The sequence below is a fragment of the Actinokineospora spheciospongiae genome (assembly GCF_000564855.1).
Taxonomy (GTDB): domain Bacteria; phylum Actinomycetota; class Actinomycetes; order Mycobacteriales; family Pseudonocardiaceae; genus Actinokineospora; species Actinokineospora spheciospongiae.
Genome location: NZ_AYXG01000048.1, coordinates 40149 through 65681 on the forward strand (window position 1 = coordinate 40149; position 25533 = coordinate 65681).

At 73.6% G+C, this 25533-nt stretch carries 22 protein-coding genes; 16 read left to right on the forward strand and 6 right to left on the reverse strand.

Annotated features, from left to right (window positions below; translation table 11 throughout):
- Window positions 1–80 precede the first annotated feature (80 nt).
- From UO65_RS06465 to UO65_RS06485, 5 genes are read left to right on the forward strand one after another with little or no spacing between them, the layout of a single operon-like run.
- The gene (locus UO65_RS06465) at window positions 81–1352 is read left to right on the forward strand and encodes a beta-ketoacyl-[acyl-carrier-protein] synthase family protein (RefSeq protein ID WP_035279746.1); all 1272 of its coding nucleotides are present in this window, start codon (window positions 81–83) and stop codon (window positions 1350–1352) included.
- Window positions 1349–2581 carry a ketosynthase chain-length factor gene (locus UO65_RS06470; RefSeq protein WP_035279749.1) on the forward strand — a complete coding sequence of 411 codons (1233 nt, stop codon included), beginning with the start codon at window positions 1349–1351 and terminating at the stop codon, window positions 2579–2581. Before UO65_RS06465 ends, UO65_RS06470 begins: the two co-directional genes overlap by 4 nt.
- Window positions 2578–2853: an acyl carrier protein gene (locus tag UO65_RS06475; RefSeq protein WP_035279751.1), complete on the forward strand. Its 276-nt coding sequence runs from the start codon at window positions 2578–2580 to the stop codon at window positions 2851–2853. The genes UO65_RS06470 and UO65_RS06475 overlap by 4 nt, the downstream gene beginning before the upstream one ends.
- Window positions 2850–3884, forward strand: coding sequence for a ketoacyl-ACP synthase III family protein (locus UO65_RS06480; RefSeq protein WP_035279752.1), 1035 nt, complete (start codon window positions 2850–2852; stop codon window positions 3882–3884). Before UO65_RS06475 ends, UO65_RS06480 begins: the two co-directional genes overlap by 4 nt.
- A gap of 29 nt (window positions 3885–3913) precedes the next feature.
- Window positions 3914–5560 carry an FAD-dependent oxidoreductase gene (locus UO65_RS06485; RefSeq protein ID WP_035279753.1) on the forward strand — a complete coding sequence of 549 codons (1647 nt, stop codon included), beginning with the start codon at window positions 3914–3916 and terminating at the stop codon, window positions 5558–5560.
- 379 nt (window positions 5561–5939) lie between these two features.
- On the opposite strand, the gene UO65_RS06490 is transcribed toward UO65_RS06485, so the two are convergent.
- The 3 genes from UO65_RS06490 to UO65_RS06500 are packed head-to-tail and all read right to left on the reverse strand — an operon-like array spanning window position 5940 to window position 9119.
- Entirely contained in the window at window positions 5940–6707 is a 768-nt protein-coding gene (locus UO65_RS06490) for a TylF/MycF family methyltransferase (RefSeq protein WP_035279755.1), read from the reverse strand.
- Between the two features lie 31 nt (window positions 6708–6738).
- Window positions 6739–7899: a class I SAM-dependent methyltransferase gene (locus tag UO65_RS06495; protein ID WP_035279756.1), complete on the reverse strand. Its 1161-nt coding sequence runs from the start codon at window positions 7897–7899 to the stop codon at window positions 6739–6741.
- 29 nt (window positions 7900–7928) lie between these two features.
- Window positions 7929–9119, reverse strand: a complete 1191-nt coding sequence (locus tag UO65_RS06500) for a class I SAM-dependent methyltransferase (RefSeq protein WP_052020808.1) — start codon at window positions 9117–9119, stop codon at window positions 7929–7931.
- A gap of 121 nt (window positions 9120–9240) precedes the next feature.
- Here UO65_RS06500 and UO65_RS34390 point away from each other — a divergent pair, with 121 nt between their 5' ends.
- From UO65_RS34390 to UO65_RS33090, 5 genes are all read left to right on the forward strand, one after another.
- Window positions 9241–10524 (forward strand): DUF6365 family protein, encoded by a 1284-nt coding sequence (locus tag UO65_RS34390; protein ID WP_052020809.1) that lies wholly within the window; start codon window positions 9241–9243, stop codon window positions 10522–10524.
- Window positions 10525–10597: 73 nt separating this feature from the next.
- Window positions 10598–11059 (forward strand): hemerythrin domain-containing protein, encoded by a 462-nt coding sequence (locus UO65_RS06510; protein WP_052020810.1) that lies wholly within the window; start codon window positions 10598–10600, stop codon window positions 11057–11059.
- 66 nt (window positions 11060–11125) lie between these two features.
- Window positions 11126–11728 carry a hypothetical protein gene (locus UO65_RS06515; RefSeq protein ID WP_035279758.1) on the forward strand — a complete coding sequence of 201 codons (603 nt, stop codon included), beginning with the start codon at window positions 11126–11128 and terminating at the stop codon, window positions 11726–11728.
- On the forward strand, window positions 11728–13254 hold the full coding sequence (locus UO65_RS06520; protein WP_063935900.1) for an MFS transporter: 1527 nt from the start codon (window positions 11728–11730) through the stop codon (window positions 13252–13254). The genes UO65_RS06515 and UO65_RS06520 overlap by 1 nt, the downstream gene beginning before the upstream one ends.
- 15 nt (window positions 13255–13269) lie before the next feature.
- Window positions 13270–13677 carry a VOC family protein gene (locus UO65_RS33090; protein WP_052020811.1) on the forward strand — a complete coding sequence of 136 codons (408 nt, stop codon included), beginning with the start codon at window positions 13270–13272 and terminating at the stop codon, window positions 13675–13677.
- An 811-nt stretch (window positions 13678–14488) separates the two neighbouring features.
- Here the strand turns inward: UO65_RS33090 and UO65_RS06530 are convergent.
- Window positions 14489–15172 carry a MerR family transcriptional regulator gene (locus tag UO65_RS06530; protein WP_035279759.1) on the reverse strand — a complete coding sequence of 228 codons (684 nt, stop codon included), beginning with the start codon at window positions 15170–15172 and terminating at the stop codon, window positions 14489–14491.
- 128 nt (window positions 15173–15300) lie between these two features.
- Here UO65_RS06530 and UO65_RS06535 point away from each other — a divergent pair, with 128 nt between their 5' ends.
- The 6 genes from UO65_RS06535 to UO65_RS33095 all read left to right on the forward strand — a co-directional run bounded on the left by UO65_RS06535 (window position 15301) and on the right by UO65_RS33095 (window position 23642).
- On the forward strand, window positions 15301–17541 hold the full coding sequence (locus UO65_RS06535) for an ATP-binding cassette domain-containing protein (RefSeq protein WP_233427459.1): 2241 nt from the start codon (window positions 15301–15303) through the stop codon (window positions 17539–17541).
- Complete coding sequence (locus tag UO65_RS36620; protein ID WP_035279761.1) at window positions 17538–17882, forward strand: hypothetical protein; 345 nt, start codon at window positions 17538–17540, stop codon at window positions 17880–17882. The genes UO65_RS06535 and UO65_RS36620 overlap by 4 nt, the downstream gene beginning before the upstream one ends.
- A 131-nt stretch (window positions 17883–18013) precedes the next feature.
- Window positions 18014–19906 carry an ArnT family glycosyltransferase gene (locus tag UO65_RS06545; RefSeq protein ID WP_152552001.1) on the forward strand — a complete coding sequence of 631 codons (1893 nt, stop codon included), beginning with the start codon at window positions 18014–18016 and terminating at the stop codon, window positions 19904–19906.
- An 83-nt stretch (window positions 19907–19989) separates the two neighbouring features.
- A complete protein-coding gene (locus tag UO65_RS06550) occupies window positions 19990–21291 on the forward strand; it encodes a bifunctional glycosyltransferase family 2/GtrA family protein (RefSeq protein ID WP_052020812.1) in 1302 nt (433 codons plus the stop codon).
- Window positions 21288–23177: an ArnT family glycosyltransferase gene (locus UO65_RS06555; RefSeq protein WP_035279762.1), complete on the forward strand. Its 1890-nt coding sequence runs from the start codon at window positions 21288–21290 to the stop codon at window positions 23175–23177. Before UO65_RS06550 ends, UO65_RS06555 begins: the two co-directional genes overlap by 4 nt.
- A gap of 120 nt (window positions 23178–23297) precedes the next feature.
- On the forward strand, window positions 23298–23642 hold the full coding sequence (locus UO65_RS33095; protein WP_161784434.1) for an STAS domain-containing protein: 345 nt from the start codon (window positions 23298–23300) through the stop codon (window positions 23640–23642).
- Window positions 23643–23691: 49 nt separating this feature from the next.
- Here the strand turns inward: UO65_RS33095 and UO65_RS06565 are convergent, their stop codons facing one another.
- Together UO65_RS06565 and UO65_RS06570 are read right to left on the reverse strand one after the other, a co-directional pair.
- The gene (locus tag UO65_RS06565) at window positions 23692–24348 is read right to left on the reverse strand and encodes a response regulator (protein ID WP_035279763.1); all 657 of its coding nucleotides are present in this window, start codon (window positions 24346–24348) and stop codon (window positions 23692–23694) included.
- Entirely contained in the window at window positions 24338–25483 is a 1146-nt protein-coding gene (locus UO65_RS06570) for a sensor histidine kinase (protein ID WP_152552002.1), read from the reverse strand. The genes UO65_RS06565 and UO65_RS06570 overlap by 11 nt, the downstream gene beginning before the upstream one ends.
- Between the last annotated feature and the right edge of the window lie 50 nt (window positions 25484–25533).

The window sequence follows — 25533 nt, forward strand, 5'->3', positions numbered from 1 at the left end:
AACACTTTCCGCGCACGCGGACACCAGTGAACCGGGCCGGTGGGCGGGTCCCCCGCCCACACTCGTCGACAGGAGGCGCGGTGTCCCAGCGGCGCGTTGTGATAACCGGGATCGGCGTCATCGCCCCGGGCGGTGCGGGCACGAAGGCGTTCTGGGAGCTGATCACCTCCGGCGCCACGGCGACCCGGCTGATCACCTCGTTCGACCCCACCCCGTTCCGCTCCCGGATCGCGGCCGAGTGCGACTTCGACCCGGTGCTCGGCGGGCTCGACCCCGAGCAGGTCGGGCGGCTGGACCGGGTGGCCCAGTTCGCCGTGGTCGCGGCCGGGGAGGCGTTGGCCGACAGCGGGTTCGAGGCGGGCGGCCACCCGCCGGAGCGGTTCGGGGTGAGCATCGGCACCGCCGTCGGCTGCACCCAGCGGTTGGAGGAGCAGTACGTGGCGATCAGCGGCGGCGGGCAGCACTGGCTGGTCGACCACACCGCGGGCAGCCCGCACCTCCACGACTACTTCGTGCCCAGCTCGATCGCCGCGGAGGTGGCGTGGCTGGCAGGCGCGGAGGGCCCGGCCACCGTGGTCTCGGCCGGGTGCACCTCCGGCATCGACGCCATCGGCCACGCCGCCGAGCTGATCCGCGAGGGCTCGGTGGACGTGGTGCTCGCCGGTGGCACCGACGCGCCGATCTCCCCGATCACGGTGGCCTGCTTCGACGCGATCACCGCGACCTCGCCGCGCAACGACGACCCGGAGCACGCCTCCCGGCCATTCGACCGCACCCGCAACGGGTTCGTGCTCGGCGAGGGCGCTGCGGTGCTGGTGCTGGAGGAGCGCGCGGCGGCGCGCAGGCGCGGGGCCCGCATCTACGCCGAGGTCGCCGGGTTCGCCTCGCGCGGCAACGCCCACCACATGACCGGCCTGCGCCCGGACGGCAAGGAGATGTCGGCGGCCATCACCGCCGCGCTGGCCGAGGCGCGGCTGGCACCGGAGTCGGTGGACTACGTCAACGCGCACGGCACCGCGACCAGGCAGAACGACGTCCACGAGACCGCCGCGCTCAAGGACAGCCTCGGCGAGCACGCCTGGCGGGTGCCGATCAGCTCGATCAAGTCCATGCTCGGGCACTCCCTCGGCGCGATCGGCGCCATCGAACTGGCCGCGAGCGCCCTGGCCATCGACCGCGCGGTGGTGCCGCCCACGGCCAACCTGCGCGAGCCGGACCCGGCGCTGGACCTGGACTACGTGCCGCTGACCGCGCGCGAGCGCCGCACCCGCGCCGTGTTGAAGGTCGGCAGCGGCTTCGGCGGGTTCCAGAGCGCGATGGTGCTGACCGACGGGGAAGGGACGGACCGGTGAGCCGCACCGTGGTGACCGGGATCGGGGTGATCGCCCCGACCGGGCTGACCCTGCCGGAACACTGGTCGGCGACGCTGCGCGGGGAGAACCGGATCGACCGGATCAGCCTGTTCGACCCGGAGCGCTACCCCAGCAGGCTCGCAGGCGAGGTGCGCGGGTTCGTGCCCGCCGAGCGGGTGCCCGGCAGGCTGGTCCCGCAGACCGACCGGATGACCCGGTTCGCCATCGCCGCGGCCGACGGGGCGTTCGCCGACGCCGCCGTGGACACCACCGGTCTGTCCCCGCTGGAAATGGGGGTGGTGACCGCCAACTCCTCCGGTGGGTTCGACTTCGGGCAGCGCGAGCTGCAGAACCTGCACGCCAACAGCCCCAAGCACGTCAGCGCGTACATGTCCTTCGCCTGGTTCTACGCGGTCAACTCCGGGCAACTGTCCATCCGGCACAACCTGCGCGGGCCCGCCGGGGTGCTGGTGGCCGAGCAGGCGGGCGGCCTCGCCGCGGTCGCGCAGGCCCGCAGGCGGGTGCGCGCGGGCACCAGGGTGGTGCTCACCGGCGGGGTCGACTCGCCGCTGTGCCCCTACGGGCTGGCCGCGCTGATGGCGGGCGGCAGGCTGAGCACCCGCGACGACCCGCGCACCGCCTACCTGCCCTTCGACGCCGACGCGGCCGGGCAGGTGCCCGGCGAGGGCGGCGCGCTGCTGGTGGTCGAGGAGGCCGAGGCGGCGCGGGCCAGGGGGGCGCGGGTGTACGGGCAGATCGCGGGTTACGGCGCCACCTTCGACCCGCGCCCCGGCTCCGGCCGCCCGCCGAACCTGCGCCGGGCGATCGAGGTCGCCCTCGACGACGCCGAGGCGGCGCCCGCCGACATCGGCGTCGTGTTCGCCGACGCCGCCGCGGTCCCCGAGCTCGACCGGGTGGAGGCCGACGCGCTCGCGGCGGTCTTCGGCCCGCGCGGGGTGCCCGTCACCGCACCCAAGGCGGGCACCGGGCGGCTGTCGTCCGGCGCGGCCCCGCTCGACCTGGTCGGCGCGCTGCTGACGCTGCGCGAGGGGAGCATCCCGCCGACCGCCAACACCACCGTCGACCCCGGCTACGGCATCGACCTGGTGGTCGGCGCGCCGCGGCCGGTCGAGGCCACCGCCGCGCTGGTGGTGGCCAGGGGGGTCGGTGGCTTCAACACCGCCATGGTGGTCCGAACCGAGTCCAGGACAGGAAGGAACCCCCGATGACCGAGCTGACCCTCGATGGCCTGATCACGATCATGCGCGAGTGCGCCGGTGAGGACGAGGCGGTCGACCTCGACGGCGGCGTCGAGGACACGCCGTTCGACGAGCTCGGCTACGACTCGCTGGCGCTGATGGAGGCGGCCTCCCGGGTCGGCCGCGACTACGGCGTCGACCTGCCCGAGGACGCGCTGGGCCGGGTGCGCACCCCGGGTGAGTTCCTCACCCTGGTCAACGACCGCCTCGCCGCGGTGACCGCGGCGGGCGGCGCGCTGTGACCGACCCGGCGCTCTACCTGGCCGGGTGCGGTACCTGGCTGCCGCCTCCGGTGGCAGCGGCGACCGCGGTCGCCGAGGGCCGCTTCGACCCCCGGCTGGCCCGCTCGACCGAGGTGGTCTCGGTCGCGGTCGCGGGGGCGGAGTCCGCCCCGGAGATGGCGGCCATGGCCGCCGGGGTGGCCCTGCGGCGCAGCGGGTGCGGTCCGGCCGACATCGACCTGGTGCTGCACGCCAGCTTCTTCCACCAGGGCCACGACCTGTGGGCGCCCGCCTCCTACGTGCAGCGGGTGGCGGTGGGCAACCGGTGCCCGGCGCTGGAGGTGGGCCAGGTCTCCAACGGCGGCATGGGCGCCCTGGAGCTGGCCGCGGCCTACCTGGCCGCGGCGCCGGGGCGCTCGGCGGCGCTGGTCACCACCGGCGACAAGTTCTGCCCGCCGGGGTTCGACCGCTGGCACAGCGATCCCGGCACCGTCTACGCCGACGGCGGTACCGCGGTGGTGCTGTCGCGGCGCGGCGGCTTCGCCAGGCTGCGCAGCCTGGTGACGGTGTCGGACCCGGAGCTGGAGGGCATGCACCGCGGCGACGACCCGTTCGGCGACACCCCGTTCAGCCACCGCCCCTCGGTTGACCTGGACGCCTGCAAGCGCGGGTTCCTGGCCACCGCGGGCACTTCGTTCGCGGTGGCCAGGGTCGGCGCCGGGCAGGCGACGGCGCTCAAGCGCGCGCTGGCGGAGGCGGGCGCGGAACTGGGTGACGTGGCCAGGGTGGTGCTGCCGCACCTGGGGCGCAGGCGGTTGCAGGCGGCCTACTTCGGGCGGTTCGACATCGACCCGGACCGCACGACCTGGCCGTGGAGCCGCACCGTCGGCCACCTCGGCGCAGGTGACACGTTCGCCGGGTTCGACCACCTGGTCTCCACCGGCCTGCTCGCCCCCGGCGAGCTGTGCCTGCTGGTCAGCGTCGGCGCCGGGTTCAGTTGGTCGTGCGCGGTGGTCGAGGTGTTGGAGCACCCGGACTGGGTGATCACCTGATCCGGACCCCGGAGCGGAAGGAGAGTTCGGTGTCAGCAGAGTCGGAGCGGGTGCCGGTGCTGGTGGTGGGCGCGGGAGGCGTCGGCCTGGCCGCGGCGCTGTTCCTCACCAGGCAGGGCGTGCGGCCGCTGGTGGTCGAGCGCCACGGGTCGACCTCGGTCTACCCGAGGGCGACCGGGTTGGCGCCCCGGACGCGGGAGCTGTTCCGCGAGGCCGGGGTGGACCGGGAGGTGCTCGCGGCGGGCAGCCTGATGGCCCGCAGCGGGGGCAAGGTGGTGGTGCGGCGGCTGGCCGGGGAGGACCTCGGCGCGGCCAGGCGCAATTCGCCGGTCGCCGACGACAGCACCGACGTGGTGGGCGCGTTCAGCCCGATCAACAGCAGCAACGGGATCTGCCCGCAGGACGTGCTCGAACCCATCCTGCTCGACCGCGCCCGCGCGGGCGGCGCACAGGTCCGGTTCGACACCGAGGTCACCGGCCTGCGGCAGGAGGCCGACCACGTGCTGGTCGACCTGCTCGACCGGGGCACCGGCCGCGAGTCCACCGTGGCGGCCGAGTACGTGGTCGCCGCCGACGGCGCGGACAGCGGCACCCGGCGGCGGCTGGGGATCGGCACCAGCGGCCCCGGCGCGCTGGGCGGCCCGATGATCAGCGTCCTGTTCCGGGCCGACCTGGCCGAGCTGGTGCGCGGCAATGAGTTCGTGGTCTGCGAGATCCGCAACGAGGAGACCGAGGGCCTGCTGCTGGCGATCAACAACACCGACCGCTGGGTCTTCTACATCTCCTGCCACCCGGAGCGCGGTGAGACCCCGGCGGACTTCCCGGTCGAGCGCTGCGTGTCCCTGGTCCGCGCGGCGATCGGCCTGCCGGACCTGGAGATCACCCCGCTGGCGGTCATGCCGTGGCAGCCCGCGGCCTTCACCGCCGACCGCTTCGCCGACGGGCGGGTCTTCCTCGCCGGTGACGCGGCGCACGTGATGCCGCCGAGCGGGGCCTACGGCCTCAACACCGGCATCGCGGACGCGCACAACCTGGCCTGGAAGCTCGGCCTGGTGCTCTCGGGCCGAGCGGGCGCGGGCCTGCTCGACAGCTATGCGGCCGAGCGCGAACCGGTGGCGGGCTTCACCGTGGCGCAGGCGATGCTGGTGCAGCGCAACCCGCGGCTGCACTGGGACCTGGAGTCCTCGCTGGCCGAGCGCGAGCGGATCGGCATGGGCCACCCGGTGGTGGTGTCGCTGGGCTACCAGTACACCTCGGGCGCGGTGATCGGGCCGCGGTCGGAGCTGCCGTCGCTGGCCGACCCCGGTCTCGACCTCGATGGGCACCCCGGCAGCCGCGCCCCGCACCTGTGGGTGACCGAGAACGAAGTGCGCAAGTCCACGCTGGACCTGCTCGGCGACGGCTTCGTGCTGCTGTGCGGGCCAGACGGGCAGCGGTGGCGCGAGCACGCGGCCGGGTTGGTCGGGCAGGCCGGGTACCCGCTGCGGGTGCGCGTGATCGGCCCGGAGGGTGACGTGATCGACCCCGACCGGGTTTGGCCGACGGTGGCCGGGATCAAGCCGGACGGGGCGCTCCTGGTCCGACCGGACGGCTTCGTGGCCTGGCGGGCCGCCGACGCCGGGGCGCTGCCGGAGCTGGAGGCCGCGCTGCGGGCGGTGCTGGCCCTGGCGGGCTGAGTCGAGGACGTGGAATGGGGTGGCCACCGGGGGTCGTCGGAAGGGGTTCCGCCCGCGATCGGAAGATCGCGGGCGGAACCTCTTCCGTTTCCGCGCCCAGGCGGAACACCACCAAGCCGCCCCCGCAACCGGGCACCACGGTTAACCGGACTCCGCCGATCCCGAAACGCACACCTGTCATCACGCCCGGGAAGAACACCGTCTGGGAGAGGAACACCCTGTCCTCACGGAACGTCCGGTCCCGAAGTGTGCGGCTGTTCGGTCGGGCATGACGTTCCGAGAACACCGCACCCTCGGAACACCGCGTCTTCGGAAACACCGCTGCCCCGCCCCCGGGGAGCCGGGGCGGGGCAGCGGTGGGCCCCGGGCGGGGAGCCGCTCAGGCGGAGCGGCGCCAGTAGACGCCGAACTTGTCGACGGTGACTATCTCGTCGGTGATGCCGTTGGCGTCGCGGTAGTCGTGCACGGCGTCCGCGCAGGCGCGCAGGCCGTAGTCGTCGATGATGGCGTAACCGCCGACCGAGAGCTTCGGGTAGAGGTTCTCCAGGACCGCGGTCGTCGACTCGTAGAGGTCACCGTCGAGGCGCAGGACGGCGATCCGCTCGACCGGGGCCTCCGGCATCGTGTCCTTGAACCAGCCGGGGAGGAACTTCACCGCCTCGTCCAGCAGGCCGTAGCGGCGGAAATTCTCCTGGACCTGCTCCATCGGGATGCCCAGGACGTCGTTGTACTCGTGCATGCGCATCTTGCGGTCCCTCGGCTTGCTGTCCTCGCCGACCTCGGGCATGCCCTGGAACGAGTCGGCGACCCAGACCGCGCGGTCGTCCACGCCGTGGACCTTGAGGATGCCCCGCATGAAGATGCAGACGCCGCCGCGCCACACGCCGGTCTCGATGAGGTCGCCGGGGATGCCGTCGGCGATGACCCGCTCGACGCAGTCCTGCACGTTCTGCAGGCGCTTGAGGCCGACCATGGTGTGCGCGACCGTCGGCCAGTCCTCGCCGCGGGAGCGCAGTTCGGCGTTGTACGGGCCGTGCGGCGCGGCGCCCGGCCCCGCCGGGAGCCGGGGGTTCGAGCTGTCCTGGTACACCGTGTTCGTCAGCGTCCGCTTGAGCAGGTCGAGGTAGAGGTGGGTGGGGTTGTCCATCGGGGGTCCTTCCGGTCGGGTGGGGGCGGGGTCACCAGGTGGGCGTGCGGGGAATCCAATCGGGGATGCCGCCTTCGCGGTTGACGCCCTTCTCCAGGAAAGCGATGTTGTGGTGGGCGTAGACGCCGGTGAGCGACTCGGCCACCGAACCCGCCGCGCCGGGACCGGTCCACTCCTCGTGGTGCAGGGCGTCGAGGAGGGTCTTGAGCAGGCCGATCGAGGTGCCCGGCCCGGCGACCGGGCCCGCGGTGCCGCCGTAGTCGGGCAGGTACGCCGTCCACAGGTCCTCGATGACGTAGAACCCGCCCGGACGCACGTGCGGGAACAGCGCCGCGAAGGTGGTGAGGATGTGGTCGTTCTTGTGGCTGCCGTCGTCGATGATGATGTCGAACGGGCCGTTGCGCTCGACCACCTCCGACAGCAGCGCCCGGTCGGACTGATCGCCGATGACGGTGGTGATCCGCAGCTCGTCGAGGCCGTTCTTGTCGAACAGGTCCATCCCGTACACGGTGCCGCGGCGGAAGTAGTGCTTCCACACCTTCAGTGACGCGCCGCCCTCATCGGGGTCCTGGTAGCCGCCGATGCCGATCTCCAGCAGCCGCACGGGTTCGTCGCGGAACCGGCTGAAGTGTTCCTCGTAGCGCCGGGCGAACCAGTGCAGCCCGCCCCACTTGTCCGAGCCGCACCGCGCCATCAGCTCGCCGAGGTCGGCCCGGCCCGGCTCGGTGCCAGCCAGCAGGGCGTCGACCGCCTTCGGTGTCTCCTCCACCAGCTCGATCCGGGGGACCCCGGACCCGTCGAGGGCCTTGCCGTAGAGCGGGACCGTGCGGCGGGCGGTGTGGGCGTGGCCGCTGTAGCGGCCGTAGAGGGCGCGAGCGAATTGGTGGACGTCGTACTCCACGCGCAGCCCGACCCGATCCGCGGTCGAGCCGGGCGCCACCTCGATCGGGCGGCCGTCGACCACGGTGCACAGGAAGCTCGCCCGCTCGTCGCCGGACACGACGTCGAGCCCCACCGGCACCGGATGGGTGTTGCCGGGTCTGCGCGCGCGGAAGACCAACTCCTCGACCAGCAGGCGGGCGGTCTCGGCCAGGGGCAGTTCGGCCACGACCGCCCGCAGGCGCTCGTCGTCGTCCGCGGCCCGGATCAGCCGCTCCAGAAACGCGGTGGCGCGTGGTGCTGCTACGTGCATCCCGCTGTCCTTCCTCGGGTGGGTGGCCGTCACGACCGGGTGGCCCTGGCCGCGCGGAGCATGTCGGCAACGGGGCTGCCCGCCGCGTTGGACCCCTTCTCGACCACGGCCACGTTCGGGTACAGGTGCAGGCCGATGACCTGTGTGTCCGTCGGCAGCGGCGCGCGGGCGCCGGGGCGCAGGAATTCCTCGTGGTGCAGTCCGTCCACCAGGGTCTTGAGGAAGCCGACGGTGAACCGCGGGTCGCCGAGGTCGGTGTCGTCGCCGTGGAACACCTCGGGCCAGTACGCGGTGTGCAGGTCCTCGATGACGTAGAGCCCGGTGGGGCGCAGGTGGGGGAACAGGGTGTGGAACGTGGAGATGACGTGCGAGCTGACGTGGCTGCCGTCGTCGATGACGATGTCGAAGGGACCGTGCCGCTCGGCGAACTCCAACAGCTCCTCCGGTTTGGACTGGTCGGCCACGGTGGTGCTCAGCCGGGGGCCGTCGAGCGGGCTCTTGTCGGCGATGTCGATGCCGTGCACCAGCGCCCGGGGGAAGAAGTGCTTCCACATGTGCAGCGACGTGCCGCCCCGGCGAGGGTCCTCGTAGCCGCCGATGCCGATCTCCAGGATCGTCAGCCGGTGCTCGCGCAGCGGGGCGAAGTGCCGTTCGTAGTGCGGGGTGTACTGGTGCAGCGCACCCCACTTGTCGGTGCCGCAGCGCACGGCCAGCTCGCCGAGGTCCGCCGCACCGCGCCGGTCGAGGACCTGCACCACGCGCTGCACCACCCAGTAGTAGAACGGAGGGGGCACCTCGCGGTCGGGTGAGGGCACCACGAACCGGTGCCCTGGCCAGCGGATGGCGCGGGTGGCGGCGGTGACCAGCTCGCGCGGCCCGTACAGTGCGCGCGCCACCTCCACGAGGTCTTGGGCGATGACCGCCGGGGGCGGCGCGGTGCCGGGGGTGTGCCCGTCGCGGACCTCGATCCCACCGGGACCCACGCACACCGTGGTGGCCAGCTCGCGGCCGCGGTGGGCGAGGGCGAGCACGACCGACACCGCCTCCCCGGCGCGGACACCGGTGTCGCCGAGCCTGGCGCGGAAGACGACCTCCTCGACCAGCACCCGCGCGGTGCGCTCCACCCCCAACCCGTCGATCGCGGCGGTGACGTCGCCATCGGCTGATGCGGTCGCGGCGAGCAGGTCCCGGATGAGGTCGGTCGCCTCCGTGGCAAGCATGGCGCCGAGGCTGTCCCCCGGCGCTGGACCGCAGCTCGACCCGCGCTCGAACCGGGGCGGGTCGAGCGCGGGTCGAGCGCGGCGGGCCACGCTCGTGTCCTGACCCACGGGAGGACCCGAGATGAAGGTGCTCGTCTTCGCGCTGTCCACAGTGGCCTACGGGGACACCCTCGTCGGCATCGGGCTGACCAACCAGCTGCGCGCCGCGGGGGTGCGCAGCCACTACGTCATCACCGCCTCGTCGGAGAACCTGTTGCGCCACCACGGTTATCCCCACACCGTCCTCGACCCCGCCGGGGGGCAAGATGTGCGCGCGGAGGTCGACGCGGTGGTCCGGCGGTTCCGACCGGACGCCATCGTGCTGGCCGACTACCTCAACCACTGGGGGACGCTGATCCGCCAGTTCGACACCGACCCGTGGTTCATCGACGACTACCGGCTGCCGGTGCTGCCCATCGACATCTGGGAGTGGGAGAACACCGCGTTCCGCTTCGACGTCTGCGGCAGGCGCCACGAGCGCGAGGTGAGCAGGCGCATCCTGGACATGCCCGCGCACCTGCGGCCGGTGCCGGTGTGCCACCTGGACCCGGGCCCAGCCGGGTACGGCCACCCGTACCGGGTGCTGCCGCCGGAGCCCGCGCTGACCGCGGCGCGGCGGCGGGAGGTGCGCGCGGCCCTCGGCGTCGGTGAGCGGCACCGCCTGGTCATGCTGCCGATGGCGGCCTGGCAGCACCAGCGCGGGGACCGACCCGGGATGACCGAGATGGTGGGCAGGCTGGGCAGGCGGGTGCCCGAGCTGCTCGCCGACTACCTGCGGCGGCTGCCGAGCGACGCGCACCTGCTGTTCATCGGGGGCAACGTGCCTGAGCCGTTCCTGGCGCTGCCCGCCGAGCGGGTGCACCTGCTGCCGCTGTGCGCCCCGGACCGCTACGACGAGCTGCTGGCGTCGGTGGACGCCGTGCTCTCCTTGACCACCACGGGGTTGACGGTGTCCAGGGCGATCCTGGCCGACACACCCGCGATGCTGCTCACCAACCGCTTCACCGTGCCCGACACCGCCGCGGTGGACACCGTGGAGTCCGAACTGGGTGGTATGGACCCCGTGGTGCGCCGGTGGTTGCTCGACACCGCGCCCGTCGAGCCGTTCCGGATGTGGCCCAAGGGCCAGCACGCGTTCCTGGAGCCGCTGCTCAAGGACAACCCACACCTCGACGCCCTGGTGCACCGGGAGCTGTTCGACGGCGGGGGCGTGGTGGCGGCGTTGACGGCGCTGTTGTTCGACCCGGGGACCCGCGACGACCTGGCCGCGCGGCGCGCGGGGTACGCGGCCGCCGTGGCGGCGCTGCCCCCGACCGAGGAGGTCTTCGCGGCGGCGGCCGGGCGGGCGGCACTGGCGGTGCGGTGAGGGCGAACGGGCTTGCGCACAACGGGTGCCTGCCCTGGCACCCGACGGGACCACCCGAGGAGGATTCGACGGCATGACCGAGCCACAGAACGACGAGCGACCACCGAGCCCGGGCGACTTCCTCTGCCGGGTGCACGCCGACCTGCGCCGATCGCTGGCGATCATCCGCGGGCAGTTCGACGACGCGGCGGCCGACCCGGTGCCGCGCCCGGAGCTGCGCGCCGGGCTCACCACGGGGTGCCTGCAGATGTGCGACCTGCTCACTCGCCACCACCTGCACGAGGACGACGACTTCGGGCGGCTGGAGGCCTACTTCCCGCAGCTGGCCCCGGCGATCCGGCGGCTGCGCGCCGAGCACGAAGACGTCGCCGGGGCGCTGGCCGACCTGCGGGCGCTGCTGGCCCGGTTCGAGGTGGGTGAGGTGGGCGCCGACCGCATCCGCGACGACGTGGTGCGGTTGACCACGGCCCTGCAGGCGCACTTCGACTACGAGGAGGCGCAGCTGGTCCCGGTGCTGAACGCGGCGGCCACCTGATCCGCGGGCTCACGGATCGGGTGGGGCAGATTGACGTAGTGAGTACTCACTACATACGATGTCGACATGACCGCACCTTCCCCCGCCGAGCCCCCGACCGCCGAACCGCACCGCGAGCAGCTCGTGTGGGCCGCGCTCCCGCTGCTCCTCGCGCACGGCCAGGACACCACCCCGGCGCAGGTCGCCCACGCGGCGGGCGTCGCGGAGGACGTCGTCACCCGCACCTTCCCCGACGCCGAATCCCTGCGCACCGCCTGCCTGGCGATCGCGCTGCGCGGCGAGGACACCCGGGCCCACCTCGCGGCGGTCGACCCCGGCCTGCCGCTGGTGGACCGGCTCACCATGGCCGCCGAGGCGATCACCGACCACGCCACCCGGGTGGGAGCTCTCACCGGGGCACCCACCCGGGTCGACCACACCCACCAAGCCGACCAAGCCTCCCCTGATCAAGCCCCCACCGATCAGGCAGACCCCGCCGACCGGACTGCGGCGCCGGGCGAACTCGTCGCCCTGTTCGAGTCCGACCGCGCCGCGCTGCGGACACCGCCGGAACGGTTGGCCCCGCTCTTCCAGGCCCTCGCGGTGGCCGCCGGGCAACTCGGGCGGTCACCGGGGGAGCTGGTGGACCTGTTCCTGCACGGCGCACTCACCCCCGGTCAGGAGGACTGATGTCACCGAACGAGGCACCACCCGAGGACGAGCCGGAGACCCGCCACCCCACCGTGGTGATGTGGGCACTGCTGGTGTGCGCCTTCCTGGCCATGCTGGACGGCTCGGTCATCGTCACCATCCTGCCCAAGATCGTCGACCAGGTCGGCGGCTCCGACTCCTGGTACCTGTGGTTGGTCACCGCCTACCTGCTGGCATCGTCGATCAGCGTGCCGATCTACGGTCGGTTCTCCGACCTCTACGGCCGCAGGCGGTTGCTGCTGCTGGGCTTGGGCCTGTTCCTGGTCGGCTCGCTGGCCTGCGGCTTCGCGGGCTCGATGGCGTTCCTGATCGCCGCGCGCACGGTGCAGGGCCTCGGCGCGGGCGCGCTGCTGACGCTGAGCATGGCGGCCATCCGCGAGGTCTTCCCGACCGGCAAGTCCACCGTGCTGCTGCGCATCCAGTCGATCATCGCGGCGCTGATGCTGATCGGCATGGTCGGCGGCCCGCTGCTCGGCGGCGTGCTGGCCGACGGGATCGGCTGGCGCTGGGCCTTCTTCATCAACCTGCCCTTCGCGGGTGCGGCCTTCGTCGCACTGACCCTGCTCTACCCGCGCATCCGCCAGGCGCGAACAGTGACGGGCCGACTTGACGTCGCGGGCATCGCACTGCTGAGCACCGGCCTGTCCCTGGTCCTCATCGGACTCAGCCTCAAGGGCCAGAGCACCGGCGGCCGGACGCTGGAGTGGACCGATCCGGTGGTGGCCGGGTGCCTGGTGCTCGGTGCACTGCTGCTGGCGGCCCTGGTTCCGGTCGAGCGCCGGGCGGGCACCCCGATCCTGCCGCTGTACCTGCTGCGCGGGCGCAGCTTCTCCGCCCTGCTGGTCGGCGGGTTCTTCTTCCAGCTCGCCGTGATGCCGATCGGCATCATCGTCCCGCTCTACTTCCAGCACGTGCGCGGCTACTCGGCCAGCACGTCCGCCTTCTTGGTGCTGCCGCTGCTGGTGGGCATGGCGCTGAGCAGCAGGCTGACCGCGCTGGTCATCCTGGGGACCGGCCGCACCAAACCGGTGCTGCTGGCCGGGGCGGCCCTGCTGACCACCGGCTCCGCGGCCTTCGCCTTCCTCGACGGGGGCACATCCCCGTGGCTGACCAGCGTCTGGCTGCTGCTGGCGGGCGTGGGCACCGGCCCGGCCATGGGCGGGCTGACCATCGCCACGCAGAACTCCGTGCCCCGCTCCGACATGGGCACCGGCACGGCGGGCGCCACCCTCACCAAGCAGCTCGGCGGCGTCCTGGGCCTCACCCTGGCGCAGTCGCTGGCCAACCACTACACCCACAACAGCGCGATCAACACCGAGGCCGCGAGCTCCACCATCCTGTGGATCAGCGGCACCGCGGGCCTGCTCGCCGTCGCCTCGATCGCGATGATGCACGACGTCTTCGTCGAACGCCCCGGCAAACCCCTGCCGGGCACCCCCGCCGCGGCCGCGACCCCCACCGCCCCGGAGGCGGCCTCCGCCCCGATCGGCTCGGCCGAGAAGTAGGAAGAAGGCACCGACATGACCGCGACCGAGAACGACACCGTCGCCGCCCAACCAGACGCGGCCGAGGGCAAGGTCGTCTTCTGGCACCTGCGCACGACCGACATCACCCGGGCGAAGGCCTTCTACGAGGGCCTGTTCGGCTGGGCCTTCCAGGAGATCAACCCCCTCACCTACGCCGTGCAGGCGGGCGGCGGCCTGATGGGCTGCCTGGTGGAGACCGACGAGAAACCAGGCCCGGTGGCGAGCAGCGTCCTCTACACCCACGTCGGCGACCTGCCCGGCAAGCTCGAGCGGGCCCTGGAGCTGGGCGCGGAGGTGGTCACCGAACCGCTGAACGTCTACGGCACCAAGGCCTTCGCCGACCTGCGCGACCCCACGGGCACGGTGTTCGGGCTGTGGACGGAGACCTTCAAGGCGAGCTGAGGCACCCCCAACCTCGGATCGCCGACTGCGGGCGCGGGGCCGGTGGCCGCCTCACCGGCCCCGCGCCGTTTCCGTGACGGCACAGAAATCGCATTGGCGGCGCCGGTACCGACTCCATCGACACAGAATCCCCGCTGAAGAACAAGGGCAGGACCACACACTGTCGCAGTAGGACCAGCGCGACAGTCCCGGTGACGTGCTGGGACGCCATCGACGTGCCGAAGGGGTGACCGTCGCGGAGTCGGTGCCGAAGTCCTCGCACCCCGGCACTTGCCGCGGGTACGACCTCGGCCTCCTCGGCCACGCCACAGATCTTGCCCGCGGTGGTGGCCGCGACGTGCGTGCCGTGGCCGTTGGTGCTCCAGCCCTGCGCGTCCAGGGGACCACGATGATCCCGACCTGCTCGCTGAGCCACTCGTCGGCCTCGTGGAAGGCCACCAACTCCCGCACGGCCGCCCGGACCCCGTCCGGCACTGCCGCGGTGAACACCCCGCGATCGGCGGCACAGCACACATCAACGTTGCGCACGAGGATCGAGGTTGCCCCCGCCACCACGTAGCACGTGTGGTCGACATCGATGGTCAGGTTGTGCATGCGCGAGTCCCCGATGTGGAACCCGACCCGCGCGACCTCGACCGCCCGCCCCCGGTCATCCCGGGTCGACGACCCGGGGCGCAGTTCGGCAGCGTTGACCCAGCGGTTCTCGTCCACCGACCGGAACGGGTGCTCCGAAGTGGCCCCAACCGGCGTCAGACAAACACCCAGAACCACATTTTCGCAGGTCACGCCACGATCGTGACGCCACTGGGGGTCAAGCGGTCAGGTGGGCGTGCAGCAGGCCTGCGGCTTCGAGCAGGGCGAGGGACTGCGCGTCGAGAGCGGCGCGGCGTTCGGCGATGGCGGCGGCGAGGGCTTCACGGCTGCCCGTGCGGTGCAGGTCGGTCAGGACCTGGGTGATGCGGGGGAACGGGTAGTGGGCCTTGCGGAGCATGGCAACGACCCGGGCGTCGCGGACGTCGAGCGGGGTGTAGCGGCGGTAGCCGGTGGCGGGGTCGCGGGCGGGGGTGAGCAGGCCCGCAGCCTCCCACACGCGTAGTGCGGAGGTGCGCACCGACAGCGTGGCGGCGACCTCGCCGACCAGTCGGTCCGGGCCGGGGGTGACCGGGGTGTCGGCGACCGCGCCGAGGGCTTCGGCGGTGCTCTCGGCGGCTTGGCGCTCGGCGTGGAGGGTGGCGTGGGCGGCGTCGACGAGGTGCAGTGCGGTGGTGGGGTCGCCCGCGTTGGCGGCGTGCAGGACGGCGGTGGCGCGGTCGGTGCCGAGGGCGCGGGCGAGGGCGCGGTAGGCGAGGAGGGCGCGCAGGTGCTCGGGGCCGTACCGGCGGTAGCCGGATTCGGTTCTGGGCACCTCCGGGAGCACGCCCGCCGCCTCGTGGTTGCGGACCTGCTGGGTGGAGATGCCCGCGTGCCGGGCTAGGTCGACTGGGCGCAGCGGCATGGCGCATGCCTACCACGGGGGTTGAGGCTTTTTTCGGCCGACTCCAGCACAGGTCTCAACTGGTTGTTCAAAGATAGGGTTGAAGTGTGAATTCATCCAGTTCAGCGCCGGTAGTGGAGTGCATCCGGGTGGTCGGTGCGCATGAGCACAACCTGACCGGGATCGATGTGGAGATCCCCAAGCGCCGGGTCACCGTGGTGACCGGGGTGTCGGGGTCGGGCAAGTCGTCGTTGGTGTTCGACACCATCGCCGTGGAGGGGCAGCGGCAGTTCCACGAGACGCTGCCCGCGTTCGTGCGGTCGTTCCTGCCCGCGTCCGGGCGGCCCGCGGTGGACCTGATCGAGCACCTGCCCGCCACGATCGCCGTCGACCAGCGGCCGCTGGTCGGCGGTTCGCGGTCGACGGTGGGGACGATCACCGACATCGCCCCGCTGCTGCGGCTGCTGTTCTCCCGCGCGGGTGAGCCGTTCATCGGGTACGCGGACGCGTTCTCGTTCAACATGCCCGCCGGGATGTGCCCGGACTGCGACGGGCTGGGGCAGGTGATCGGGGTCGACCTGCCCGCGTTCCTGGACCCGGCCAGGTCCCTCGACGGGGGCGCGCTGCTGGCGCCCGCGTTCGCCGTCGGGTCGTTGGACTGGCGGATCTACGCCGAGTCCGGCCGGTTCGACCCGGCGAAGCCGGTGGCCGACTACACCGACGCCGAGCGCGAGGAGCTGCTGCACGGCGCGTCGGGGCACGTCCCGTTGGACGTCAACGGCTCGACCGTGAAGATGACCTACGAGGGCGCGGTGGTGAAGTTCCGCCGCCGCTACGTCGACACCGCCGAGGAGAAGAGCGCGCGCACCAAGGAGATGGTGCAGCGGTTCACCACCTCCGTGCCGTGCGCGTCGTGCGGGGGGACGCGGCTGTCGCAGTTGGCCCGCGACTGCACGATCGACGGCCGGTCCATCGCGGACCTCAACGCGCTGGAGGCCGACGAGCTGCTGGCCGTGCTCACCGCCTTCGACGTGCCGAAGGCGCAGCCGGTGGTCGACTCGCTGGTGGGGCTGGTGGGCCACCTCGTCGACATCGGGCTGGGCTACCTGAGCCTCGACCGCGCGACCAGCACCCTGTCGGGCGGCGAGGCGCAGCGGGTCAAGATCGTGCGCCACCTGTCGAGCAGCCTCAACGACATGCTCTACGTGTTCGACGAGCCCAGCATCGGCCTGCACCCGCGCGACGTGCACCGGTTGACGTCGCTGCTGCACACGTTGCGGGACAAGGGGAACACCGTGCTGGTCGTGGAGCACGACCGGGACGTGATCACCGCCGCCGACCACGTGCTGGACATCGGGCCGGGCGCGGGCGCGGCGGGTGGGCGGGTCGTCTACGCGGGCGACCTGGCCGGGCTCGCGGGCGCGGGCACCCCGACCGGCGACCACCTCACCGCTCCGACGACGGTCAAGGACCGGGTGCGCGCCAGGACCGGCAGCCTGTCGGTGGTGGGCGCGCGGACGCACAACCTGCGCGACGTCAGCGTGGACCTGCCGACCGGGGTGCTGACGGTGATCGCCGGGGTGGCGGGGTCGGGCAAGTCGAGCCTGGTCGGCGGCGCGTTCCGGGCGCAGCACCCGGAGGCGGTGCTGGTCGACCAGTCGCCGCCGCGGGCCAACCGGCGATCGACGACGCTGACCTTCACCGGGATCGCCGACCAGGTGCGCGCCGCGTTCGCCAAGGCCAACGGGGTGGCCCCGGCCCTGTTCAGCGCCAACTCCGCCGGTGCCTGCCAGAACTGCGCCGGTTTGGGCTTCACCCAGACCGACCTGGCGGCGTTCGACTCGGTGGCCCAGGTCTGCCAGACCTGCGACGGGCGCCGCTTCACCGACGAGGTGCTGGCCCACCGGCTGCGCGGGCGCTCGATCGGCGACGTGCTGGAGATGTCGGTGGCCGAGGGGCTGGAGTTCTTCCGGGGCAGCCGCAAGGTCGCCGCCGTGCTGACCGCGGTCGCCGACGTCGGCCTGGACTACCTGCGCCTGGGCCAGCCGCTGACCACGTTCTCCGGCGGCGAGTGCCAGCGGGTCAAGCTCGCCACCCGCCTGCACACCCCGGGCACCACCTACGTCCTGGACGAGCCGACCACCGGCCTGCACCTGGCCGACGTGGGCAGGCTGCTCGGCGTCCTGGACCGCCTGGTCGACACCTACGGCTCCACCGTCGTGGTCATCGAGCACAACCTCGACGTCATCGGCCACGCCGACTGGGTGGTGGAGCTGGGGCCGGAGGGCGGCAGGCGCGGTGGGCAGGTCGTGTTCGAGGGCACCCCGCGCGACCTGTGCGCGGCGGGCACCGCGACCGGCGAGCACCTGCGCCGGGCGGTGGCGGGATGAGCGGGTTCCCCGCCGCGGTCGCCGCCGCCGCGTCGGCCGTGGCGGACGTCCTCGACGGGCACCGGCCGCGCGGCGGCGGGGCGTACCCGATCGGTGTGGTGCTGCCGGTGCTCGTCGAGCAGCACGACGTGCTGCGGGCCGCCGTGGACGCGGTCCCCGATCCGCTGCCGGAACCGCTGGCGGCCGAGTTGGCGGGGTTGATGAGCTACCTGCAACTGCTGCGGGTGCGCTACCACCGGCTCAGCACCATCGAGACCCAGGACTCGGTGTTCGCCACGCGCGCGATCACCGCCACGCACGTGGAGGCGCGGCGGGTGCGGGACCGGGCGAAGCGGATGTGACCCCCGGGGCGTCCGGCTGGAACCGGTGGACGTGGCCCGTCCGCTGAGTGGCACCGGCGCCCGCCGGACGCACAGCCCGCTCACAGGGAACGCACAAAACCCACCCAGCGCGGCCCACCACCGTGGTCCCCATGACCCTCGTCGCCGACCGCGCCGTGCCCACCGACCAACCCGGTGGCGTCCCCGAAATCCCCGCCGCTCCCCCGCCGAGACGGCACCGCGTCGCACTGGCGGTGCTGCTGCTGGGAACCGCCGTGCTCTACCTGTGGAACCTGGGCGCCTCTGGGTGGGCCAATGCCTACTACTCGGCCGCCGCGCAGGCGGGCGGGGAGAGCTGGTCGGCGTGGTTCTTCGGCGCGACCGACGCGGCGGGCGGCATCACCGTCGACAAGACGCCCGCGGCGACCTGGCTCATGGGGTTGTCCGTGCGGGTCTTCGGGCTCAGCCCGTGGAGCGTGCTGGTGCCGCAGGCGCTGGCCGGGGTGGCGTCGGTGGCTGTGCTGCACGCGGCGGTCCGGCGGTGGTCCGGCCCGGCGGCGGGGCTGATCGCGGGTGCGGCGCTGGCGTTGACCCCGGTGGCGGCGCTGATGTTCCGGTTCAACAACCCGGACGCGCTGCTGGTGTTGTTGCTGGTGGTAGCCGCCTACTGCGTGGTGCGCGCGTTGGAGAAGGCCAGTCCGAAGTGGCTGGTGCTGGCGGGCGCGGCGGTCGGGTTCGCGTTCCTGACCAAGATGTTGCAGGCGTTCCTGGTGCTGCCCGCGTTCGGGCTGGTCTACCTGATCGCCGCCCCCACCGGGCTGGGCAAGCGGATCGGGCACCTGGTCGCCGCGCTTGGCGCGATGGTCGTCGCGGGCGGCTGGTGGGTGCTCGTGGTCGAGTTGGTCCCCGCTGCCAGTAGGCCCTACATCGGCGGCTCGCAGGAGAACAGCGTGCTGGAGCTGGCGCTGGGCTACAACGGCCTGGGCAGGCTCACCGGCAACGAGGTCGGCAGCGTCGGCGGCGGTGCGGGCTGGGGCTCGCCCGGCTGGTCGCGGCTGTTCGGCACCGAGATGGGCAGCGAGATCGCCTGGCTGCTGCCCGCCGCGCTGCTGGCCCTGCTCGGCGGTCTCTGGCTGACCCGCCGCGCCCCGCGCACCGACCGGACCCGGGCCGCGCTGATCCTGTGGGGCGGGTGGCTGGTCGTCACCGGCGTCACGTTCAGCCTGATGGACGGCATCATCCACCCGTACTACGCGGTGGCGCTGGCCCCGGCGGTGGCGGCCCTGGTGGGCATCGGCGCGGCCACCGCCTGGCGGTCGCGGCACGACTTCGCCTCGGTGGGGTTGCTGGCGGCGGGGGTGGCGCTGACCGCGGTCGAGGCGTCGCTGCTGCTGGCCAGGGAGTCGGACTGGCTGCCCTGGCTGCGGCCGGTGGTGCTGTTCGGCGGGCTGGTGGTGGCCGCGCTGATCGTCCTGGTGCCGGTGCTGCCCAGGCTCGCCGCCCGGGGGGTCGCGGCGCTGGCGCTGGTCGTGGTGCTCGCCGCCCCTGGCGCGTACTCGGTCGCCACCGCCGCGCAGCCGCACTCCGGTGCGCTGCCCTCGGTCGGTCCCGGCAGCGCCATGGGCTTCGGCGGGGGCGGTGGACCCGGCGGTGGCGGGCGCGGCGGCGGCATGGGCGGCCTGCTCGGCGCCCCGACCCCCAGCGCCGAGGTGGTCGCCGCGCTGTCGCGGGACTCCACGTCCTACACGTGGGCGGCGGCCGTGGTCGGCTCCAACAACGCGGCGGGCTACCAGCTCGCGATCGACCTGCCGGTGTTCGCCCTGGGCGGCTTCAACGGCACCGACCCGGCGCCGACCCTGGCGCAGTTTCAGCAGATGGTGGCGAACGGTCAGGTCCACTGGTTCATCAGCAGCACGATCATGTCCGGCGGTTCCGGCAGCGATGCCGCCCGGGAGATCGCCGAGTGGGTCGCGGACAACTTCACCGCCACCCCCGTCGACGGCACCGCGCTCTACGACCTGTCGACCCCCACCGCCACAACGTGATCCGCGTCATGACCGATGAGGACACAGGTCCCGCACAGCTTCGGCACACCGACCACCCAGCGGACCCCCGGAGGCTCGCAGCCATGACAGCCACCTCGCTCCCCCTCCCCGCCCAGCGGGGTCTCGGCCGCGGTCCCGTGCGGGTCGCGGGACCGGCCCCCGTCCTCGACGTCGTCGTGCCCGTGCACAACGAGGAGGTCGACCTCGAACCGTGCGTGCGCCGCCTGCACGCGCACCTCAAGGCCCAGTTCCCGTACCGGTTCCGGATCACCGTGGCCGACAACGCCAGCACCGACCGCACCGCCGAGGTGGCCGACGCGCTGGCCGAGGCGCTGCCCGAGGTGCGCTCGGTGCGGCTGGAGCAGAAGGGCCGCGGCCGGGCGCTGCACACCACCTGGCTCGGCTCCGACGCCGAGGTACTGGCCTACATGGACGTGGACCTCTCGACCGACCTGGCGGCGCTGTCGCCGCTGGTGGCCCCGCTGATCTCCGGGCACTCCGACGTGGCCATCGGCTCGCGGCTGGCCCGGGGCGCGCGGGTGGTGCGCGGGCCCAAGCGCGAGTTCATCTCCCGCGCCTACAACGTGATCCTGCGCGGCACCCTGCGCGTGCGCTTCTCCGACGCGCAGTGCGGGTTCAAGGCCATCCGCGCCGACGTGGCGCGCACGCTGCTGCCGCACGTGGCCGACACCGGCTGGTTCTTCGACACCGAGCTGCTGGTGCTGGCCCAGCGCGCGGGCCTGCGCATCCACGAGGTCCCGGTGGACTGGGTGGACGACCCGGACAGCCGGGTGGACATCGTGGCCACCGCGCTGGCCGACCTGCGCGGCATCGCCCGCCTCGGCCGGGGTCTGACCACCGGCGCCATCCCGATCGCCCGGCTGCGCGAGCAGTTGTCCCGGGGCGCGATCAGCGCGGACCCGCCGGGGGTGCCCGCGGGGCTGCTGCGGCAACTGGTGCGCTTCGGCGCGATCGGCGTGCTCAGCACCGCGGCGTACCTGGTGCTGTACGTGCTGCTGCGCGGCGGCGTCGGCCCGCAGGCGGCGAACTTCACCGCGCTGCTGGTCACCGCGGTCGGCAACACCGCGGCGAACCGGCGGCTCACCTTCGGCGTGCGCGGCAGCGGCGGCGCGGCCAGGCACCAGTTCCAGGGGCTGCTCGTGTTCGCCCTCGGGTTGGGCCTGACCAGCGGGTCGCTGGCCCTGCTGCACGGCCTGGGCGACCCGGGTCGCGGCACCGAGGTCGTCGTCCTGGTCGGGGCCAACCTCGCCGCCACCGTCCTGCGGTTCCTGCTGCTGCGCGGCTGGGTGTTCCGCCGCGCGGACGAGCGGTCCACCCTCGAGGAGACCGGCGCCGCGGCGCCGAGTGCGGAGAACGCGCGATGACCACCACGACGACCACCACGACGTCCGAACCCCGGCACGCCGCACCCGCCGCGCCCGCGGTCGCCGCCCAGGTGCCCGCGGCCCGGCGCGGCTGGGAGCGGCCCGCGCTGATCGGGCTGCTGGCCGTGACGGCCGCGCTGTACCTGTGGGACCTGAGCGCTTCGGGCTGGGCCAACGACTTCTACGCCGCCGCCGCGCAGGCGGGGACGCAGAGCTGGAAGGCGCTGTTCTTCGGCTCGCTCGACGCGGGCAACACCATCACCGTCGACAAGCCACCCGCCGCGCTGTGGCTGATGGCGCTGTCGGGGCGGGTCTTCGGGTTCTCCTCGTGGAGCATGCTGCTGCCGCAGGCGCTGTGCGGGATCGGCTCGGTGTGGTTGCTGCACAACGCGGTCCGGCGCTGGTCCGGTCCGGTCGCCGGGCTGATCGCGGGTGCCGCGCTGGCGCTGACGCCGGTGGCCGCGCTGATGTTCAAGTTCAACAACCCGGACGCGCTGCTGGTGCTGCTGATGGTGGCGGGCGGCTACTGCGTGGTGCGGGCGACGGAGGGGGCGAGCTGGCGGTGGCTGGCCCTGGCCGGTGTCGCAATCGGTTTCGCGTTCCTGGCCAAGACGTTGCAGGCCTTCCTGGTGCTGCCCGCCTTCGGGCTGGTGTACCTGGTCGCCGCGCCCACCGGCCTGGGCAGGCGGCTGCTGCACCTGCTGGGCGCGGTCGCGGCGCTGGTGGTCTCGGCGGGCTGGTTCGTGGTCGTCACCGACCTGTGGCCCGCCGACTCGCGGCCCTACGTCGGCGGTTCCACCGACAACACCGAACTCGACCTGGCCCTGGGCTACAACGGCCTGGGCCGCATCTTCGGCGGCTCGGGCAACGGCGGCGGGGGCGGGGGTGGCGGCGGCATGGGCACCGCGTTCGGCGGGGACACCGGGCTGGGCCGGATGTTCGGCGCCGCGTTCGGCTCCGAGGTGTCGTGGCTGCTGCCGTCCGCGCTGATCGCCCTGGTCGCCGGGCTCTGGTTCACCCGCCGGGCACCGCGCACCGACCGCGCCCGCGCCGGGCTGCTGCTCTGGGGCGGGTGGATGGTGGTGACCGCGCTGGTGTTCAGCTACATGGAGGGCACCATCCACCCGTACTACACGGTGGCGCTGGCCCCCGGCGTCGCGGGCGTGATCGGCATCGGCACCCGGGAGCTGTGGCGTGGTCGAGACCACCTGGGCGCGCGGGTCGTGCTGGCGGCCGTGGTGGCGGTCGGCGCGGGCTGGGGCTTCGTGCTGCTGGAGCACGACGCGCAGTGGTTGCCGTGGCTGCGCTGGGTGGTGGCCGCGCTCGGGGTGCTCTCCGCGACCGCGATCGCCGTGGGCGCGCACCGGTTCGCCAGGGCGGCCGTGCCGGTGGCGCTGGTGGCGCTGCTGGCCGGGGGCGGTGCCACCACGGCGTACGCGGTGGCCACCGCGACGACCGCGCACAGCGGTTCGATCCCGGCCTCCGGTCCCGCGTCGGCGGGTGGCGGCGGCGCGTTCGGCGGCGGGGGCGGTCCGGGCGGTGGGCAGGAGGTCAGCGCGGAACTGGTGCGGGCGCTGCGCGCCACCACCGGGACGTGGGCGGCGGCGAGCACCGGGTCGATGGGCGCGGGCAGCCTGCAACTGGCAAGTGGCCGTCCGGTGATCCCCATCGGCGGCTTCAACGGCGGCGACCCGGCACCCACGCTGGCGCAGTTCCAGCGGTACGTCGCCGAAGGCCAGGTCCGCTACTACATCGCGGGCGGTCAGGGCCGCGGGATCGGCGGCCCCGGCGGCAGCGACGACATCGCCACCTGGGTGCAGGAGAACTTCACCCGGACCAGCATCGGCGGCCAGACGGTGTACGACCTGGCTGCGCCCCTCGGGTGAGGACTTTGGACCCCTGGGACAGCGGCGTCGGGCCCGCGTAGGCTGCCGAGCACTCGGTTCCGACGCCGCTGGGAGGGGTGGTCGCCATGCGCGCGTGTGCGCGGCACCCCTGGGACGGCGGTGGTCACCATCGCTGAGCCGGTGCGGCCGCAGGCCCGCGTGGACCCGACCGCAGCCCCGGACCCGGCACCCGGCCCCCGGCTGCAGGGCCACGCGGACCTCACCACCCGCCCGGACGTGGAGGCCCTGCTGCTGGCGCTCTGCGGCCAGGCCACCGGCGACGTCCACCTCGACCTCGCCGAACTCGACTTCATCGACGTGTCCGGCGTGATCTCCCTGCTGCGGGCGGCCGCCACCCTCCCCCCGGGCGCCCACCTGGTGCTGAGCAACCCCCCGCAGGCCATGCGCCGCATCCTGGAGGTCCTCGGCCCCGCGGTGGCCGAGTCCGGCGTCCGGGTCGACTGAGCCGCGCACCTCCCGCCACACTGTCCACACAGGACCGGTCGGGGCGCGGTCAGGGAGCGGGCCTGTCGTCGGCGAGGCCCGCTTCGTAGCCCGCGATGACCAACTGCGCCCGGTCGCGGGTGGACAGTTTGGCCCTGAGGTGGCCGATGTGGGTCTTCACCGTGTGCCTGCTCAGGTGCAGGGCCTCCTCGATCTCCGCGTTGGACAGCCCGCGCGTGATCAGGGTGAGGACTTCGCGCTCCCGGGCGGTCACACCGTCGAGGGAGCGGGTGGGGGCGCGGAGGAAGTCCGCGATGAGCCTGCGGGTGACCGCCGGGGCGAGCAGGGCCTCCCCCGCGGCGACGGTCCGGATGCCGTCGACGAGCCGCGGTGGCGGTACGTCCTTGAGCAGGAAGCCGCTGGCCCCCGCGCGGAGGGTCTCGTACACCGCGGCGTCGAGGTCGAAGGTGGTGAGGACGAGGACCCTGGGGGCCTCGGGCAGGACGGTGATCCGCCGGGTGGCGGCGATCCCGTCGAGGTCGGGCATGCGGACGTCGAGGACCGCCACGTCGAGGCGGTGGCGGGCGGCGAGGTCGCAGGCGGCGCGGCCGGTGCCCGCCTCGGCGACCACCTCGATGCCCGCGGTGACCTCCAGCAGCGTCCGCACGGTGGCGCGGTACTCGGGTTCGTCGTCGGCGAGCAGGACGCGGATCGGCTCAGGTGGCACGCGGCGCGGTCCCCTCGGACGGGAGGGCGGCATCGCACGGGAGGGCGGTGTCGAACGGGAGGACGGCGTGGACGGTGAAGCCGCCGCCGGGGGCGGCGCCCGCGTGCAGGGTGCCGCCGTGCAGGGCGACCCGTTCCCGGATGCCGAGCAGCCCGTGGCCCGGCGGACCCGGCGGGGTCGTGCCCTCGTCGACGACGGACACGGTGAGGGCGCCGGGTTCCACGGACGTCCTCAGGTGGCAGTGGGGCGGGCGGGCGTGGCGGCGGACGTTGGTCAGGGCCTCCTGGGCGATGCGGAGGGCGGAGATCCGCACGGCGGCCGGTGCGCCGGTCAGGTCGGCCTGGTCGGTGGTGACGGTGACCCCGGCCGACCGGGCGGCGTCCACCAGGTCGTCCAGGGCCGGGGTGGTGGGCGCGCGCACCGCGCCCAGGACCGTCCGGACGTCCGCCAGGGCGGCGCGGCTGACCTGCTCGATGGTCCGCAGCGCGTCTTCCCGCTCGCGCGGGCGGTCCTGCGCCACGGCGTTGGCGACCGCGGCCTTCATGGTGATCAGGCTGAGGCTGTGCCCGACCACGTCGTGGATGTCCCTGGCGATGCGCAGGCGTTCCTCGGCGACCGCCCGCGCGGTGCGCGACTCCACCAGCTCGGCGGCGTGCCGCCCGCGGGTGCGCACCGCCGCGGCCAGCGCCCACGCCCCGGTGATGACCACCGCGCTGTAGACCGCCGCGGACAAAGGGGTGGTGCTGAACGACTCCGCCCCCTCCGGCGCCGGGACGAGCGGCAGACCGGGGGCGGCCCACACCACGATCCCCACCCCGATCACGCCCGACAACGCCCCCGCGACCCCCAGGAAACCGGCTCTGGCCGAGGTGAGCGCCACTCGGTACAGCGCCAGCCCGACCGCCACGGCCACGGCGTCTTCCCCGGTTCCGACGACGAGCGCCGCCACCCCGATCGCCCCCGCCGCGACCAGTGCGGCGACCGGCCGCCACCGGCGCGCGGCAACGGCGGCGCCGAGCGCCGCGGCCACCCCCCACCCGAGCGGACCCGCCTGCGGTGACCGCACCACGGCCAGCGCCACGACCACGGCCACCGCGACCACGTCGAGCACCCGCGCGCCTCTCGTACCGAGCATGGGCGCCACGGTATCCAGGACGCGACCCGCCGAACTCGGACCACGGTCCG